Genomic DNA, 3,922 nt, shown 5'->3' with positions numbered 1-3,922 from the left:
GCTTGCTCCCGTCGGGCTGCGAAGCGGCCCCAACACCTGCGACCGCGGTGCATCAGTGACTCCGCGTGCAACGGTTCTACGACTGCTTCGCAGCCGGACGGGAGCAAGCTCCCTCGCCACAGAAATGCGCCTTGTTTCAAGCAATGAATGCCTTCACCGATGTTTGCTTTGTGATTTTGAATAGAAAAAGAAATGGAGTTGTACCGATGAAAATGTTTGGCAGGACTCTGCTGACACTGTCCTTATTGGGCGCGATCGCCTCGGGCGCCCAGGCCAATGACAAGGTTCTGCGCGTCTACAACTGGTCGGATTACATTGCCCCGGACACCATCAGGAAGTTCGAAGACGAGACCGGGATCCAGGTGACCTACGATGTGTTCGACAGCAACGAAACCCTCGAAGCTCGCCTGCTGGCGGGCAAGTCCGGGTACGACATTGTCGTGCCGTCCAACAGCTTCCTGGCCAAGCAGATCAAGGCCGGCGTGTACCAGTCGCTGGACAAATCGAAGCTGCCCAACTGGAAGAACCTCAACCCGGTGCTGCTGAAAAACGCATCCGCCAGCGACCCGGACAACGCTCACGCGTTCCCCTACATGTGGGGCTCGATCGGCATTGGCTTCAACCCGGACAAGGTCAGGGAAGTGCTCGGCGCCAACGCCCCGACCCACTCCTGGGACTTGCTGTTCAAACCGGAAAACGCCGAGAAGCTCAAAGCCTGCGGCATCAGTTTCCTCGATTCGCCCACCGAGATGATCCCGGCCGCCCTGCACTACCTGGGCTACCCGGTGAACGATCAGGACAAGGGCCACATCGCTGAAGCCGAGGCGCTGTTCATGAAGATTCGCCCGTCGGTGGCGTACTTCCATTCCTCGAAGTACATCTCCGACCTGGCCAACGGCAACATCTGCGTGGCCGTCGGTTACTCCGGCGACGTGCTGCAGGCCAAGGCCCGCGCCCAGGAAGCCGGTGACAAGGTGAAGATCGACTACAGCATCCCCAAGGAAGGCGCCGGCAGTTTCTACGACATGGTCGCCATCCCCCGCGATGCCGCCAACGTCGACAACGCCTACCTGTTCATGAACTTCCTGATGCGCCCGGACATCATCGCCGAGATCACCAACAACATCGGCTACAGCAACGCCAACGCGGCGGCCACGCCCTTGGTGGACGAGGCGATTCGCAATGACCCGGGGTCGTATCCGCCTGAAGCGGTGATGGCGACGCTGTATGCGGTGCCTGACCAGCCGATTGGCGTGCAGCGGGTGATGACCCGGGGTTGGACCAAGGTCAAACTCGGTCAGTAACTGACACGACGCAGATCCCCCTGTGGGAGCGGGCTTGCTCGCGAAAGCGGTGTGTCAGACGACATCGATGTTGACTGTGCCGCCGCTTTCGCGAGCAAGCCCGCTCCCACAGAGGCCTATGCACGCTCAAGATGTCCATTCATGCAGCGCCTTACCACCGCTGCATCACTCACCTGGCTCCTCGGTTAAGGTGAAGTTTGGCGCCCTCGGGCGCCTTTTTTTGTTGGGGTTTACGCGGTACCCAACGGCCATTCGGCCAGTGGCCGGTACCGCCCCTTGTGGGATTCGAACAGGATGAAGCGATCGGCCCTCAGGAAAAACTCCGGGGCGGTGGGTGATTCCGGGACCGGCGCACGATAGTCGCGGGCCAGGGTCAGATGAGGCCGAAATTCTTTCGGTGCATCCTCCAGACCAAACGGCAACATTGCCTGCTCCAGGTCATACACCAGACGCAGCAACGCCGGCGGTGCCTGCTCCGGCGCCAGCACCAACACCCCTGCCCTGCGCCACACATCCAGGCGATCGAGCACCACGGTCAGGCGCTCGGCCGAGGTCCGCACTGCCGCGGCCGCCTCGCAGACATCGCCGATCTGCGCCACGGCCACGGCCCCCAGAAACTTCAGGGTCAGGTGAAAATTCTCAACCGGCACCGGCCGGCCGCTACGCAGCTGCAAAGCGCTGCGCCACTGGGCAATGGCCTTGCGCTGCGCCGGTGCGCAGTCCAGGGCAAAAAACAGCCGTTTGAACGGCTCACGGGATTCGTCGCTCATGCATGGCACCTCCTGACATCCAAGTTATAGTTCATGCAACCGATTGAACTGGAGGGGGCCATGCGCGAGATCATCAGCAAAGAGCCATGGTGGGCCGTGCCACCGAAACCCGGTCAAGACGAGTCCGAACTCGAATGGGGCTGGCTGGTGCACTACAACGAAGGCGAACCGCGCTTCGAGTTCGTCAGGGAGCGGCCGACCGAGCGCGAGATTCGTGAGCGCAAGAGCTGCAGGATCACCCCGGGCTCGGAGTGATCCTGCGTTGGCAGGTCATGCCTTAACGATGATTTCAAAACCGCCGAAGATCATCCGCTGGCCATCGAACGGCATCGGATTGGCGTCCGGCTGCATGTTCGGGTCAGCCATGATTTTTTCCATCGCGGCGTCGCTGGTGGCCTTGTCCGGCCAGACAATCCAGCTGAACACTACCGTTTCGTCCGGCTCGAGCTTCACCGCCATGGGGAACGACGTCACCTTGCCATCAGGCACATCCGTGCCCCAGCACTCGACCACGCTCAAGGCGCCGTTTTCCTTGAAAATCGACGCGGCCATCTCGGCGTGCTTCCTGAACTTTTCGCGGTTGGCGGTGGGCACTGCAATGACAAAACCACTGACGTAGGACATGGGTGTTCTCCTGATTCAAAGGTTCACGGGTTGATCTGCTGACTAGTCGATTGGCCCGGACTGAATTCGACATGACCGACATCCACCCCGACCGGCGGTTGCGCGCTGGCGGCCAAGTTGCCTTCGATCTGCCCCGCCATGTACAGGGTGCCGGCCATGACCCCGGTGGTGGGGTTCTGCACCAGTTTGGTCCAGGCCTTGTCGAAGGTGTTGCCCAAGCTGCTGCGAATCAGCGCTTCGCTGTCGGGCCGGTCGGCGGCCTGGATCAATGCGCGAATCCCAGCGACCCCGACGGTGATCAGGCCGCCGGCGAGTTTGCCCGCCGCGGCGGCCACCGCACTGGCGGCTCCCCTGGGTGCCATTTCGGCTTCCATGCGCTGGCTGGCGCGTTTGGCCACGGGGGCCATGGCGGTATCGGTGGAGCCCACGCCTTTGTCGCCACCGTCCTTGTGGATCTTGTCGACCAGTGCGGCGTAGGCCGGCAGCGTGTTCAGTTGTTCGGTGTGAACGATCTGATACAGCGAGGCGTCCCGAGCCGGCGGCGGCCCGAGGGCGATGGCGGGGATCTTCTGAATACGCCCGTTGAGTTGGGCCATGGGCACGTCATGGCGCTGGGAGATTTTCTGCAGTTCTTCCTTGAGGATGTCGACGTAGAAGGCGGCAGCCAGGCTGAGGATCGCATCCGGGTCGACCTCTACTGCGGCCGGAGCCAGGACTTTCTCCTGGTAGGCTTCCAGCAGATAGGCGGCCAGGCGTTTTTCCGAAGCGTCCTTCTCGCCCTGAGCGCTCAGGGTGTACCAGCTGACCTTCATCGACAGCCATTCCTGGGTCCAGTAGCTGCTGAACCAGGGGATGAAGTTTTCTTCGGTCAGTTCATAAACCCGCGTGCGCCAGTAGTCCATGGCGCCGCGGGCGTAGATTTTGGTTTGCTCGGTGGCGGACTGCGAGGCTTCGATGATCTCCCGGTCGACTTGCTGCCAGGTGCCGCGCGAGATCATGACCTGCGGCACTTGCACCGGCGCGCGCGGCGCCGTGGCGCATCCGGCCACGACCAGCAGCACGACGACGATCAGCGAACGCAGGCTCAAGATCGTGGCTCCTTTGAGGCCCTCAATTGAGTATAGGTGTCTGTGGTTGTCATCCCGATCGATGGTGACCTTGCAGCCGCCATCGCTGGCAGGCCAGCTCCCACAGTGTTCAGCGGCGATCAGAGAACCCAGTGTG

General features: G+C 61.8%; 5 protein-coding genes. 2 read left to right on the top strand and 3 right to left on the bottom strand.

Annotation, left to right across the window (positions count from 1 at the left end; all coding sequences use genetic code 11):
- The first annotated feature begins 206 nt into the window (after window positions 1–206).
- Window positions 207–1,304 (top strand): polyamine ABC transporter substrate-binding protein, encoded by a 1,098-nt coding sequence (locus B0W55_RS29010; protein ID WP_077049330.1) that lies wholly within the window; start codon window positions 207–209, stop codon window positions 1,302–1,304.
- A gap of 230 nt (window positions 1,305–1,534) precedes the next feature.
- Here B0W55_RS29010 and thpR read toward each other — a convergent pair whose 3' ends face one another.
- A complete protein-coding gene (gene thpR / locus B0W55_RS29000) occupies window positions 1,535–2,074 on the bottom strand; it encodes an RNA 2',3'-cyclic phosphodiesterase (protein WP_077049328.1) in 540 nt (179 codons plus the stop codon).
- 60 nt (window positions 2,075–2,134) lie between these two features.
- On the opposite strand from thpR, the gene B0W55_RS28995 reads away from it, so the two are divergent.
- Window positions 2,135–2,329: a hypothetical protein gene (locus tag B0W55_RS28995; protein WP_077049327.1), complete on the top strand. Its 195-nt coding sequence runs from the start codon at window positions 2,135–2,137 to the stop codon at window positions 2,327–2,329.
- A gap of 15 nt (window positions 2,330–2,344) precedes the next feature.
- Here B0W55_RS28995 and B0W55_RS28990 read toward each other — a convergent pair whose 3' ends face one another.
- Complete coding sequence (locus B0W55_RS28990) at window positions 2,345–2,698, bottom strand: DUF1428 domain-containing protein (protein ID WP_077049326.1); 354 nt, start codon at window positions 2,696–2,698, stop codon at window positions 2,345–2,347.
- A 23-nt stretch (window positions 2,699–2,721) separates the two neighbouring features.
- Window positions 2,722–3,786 (bottom strand): hypothetical protein, encoded by a 1,065-nt coding sequence (locus tag B0W55_RS28985; RefSeq protein ID WP_077049331.1) that lies wholly within the window; start codon window positions 3,784–3,786, stop codon window positions 2,722–2,724.
- Between the last annotated feature and the right edge of the window lie 136 nt (window positions 3,787–3,922).

Source organism: Pseudomonas sp. KK4, from assembly GCF_001984065.1.
Classification (GTDB): domain Bacteria; phylum Pseudomonadota; class Gammaproteobacteria; order Pseudomonadales; family Pseudomonadaceae; genus Aquipseudomonas.
Note: the sequence above shows the minus strand (reverse complement) of the source record. Positions and strands in the feature narration are given on the sequence as shown.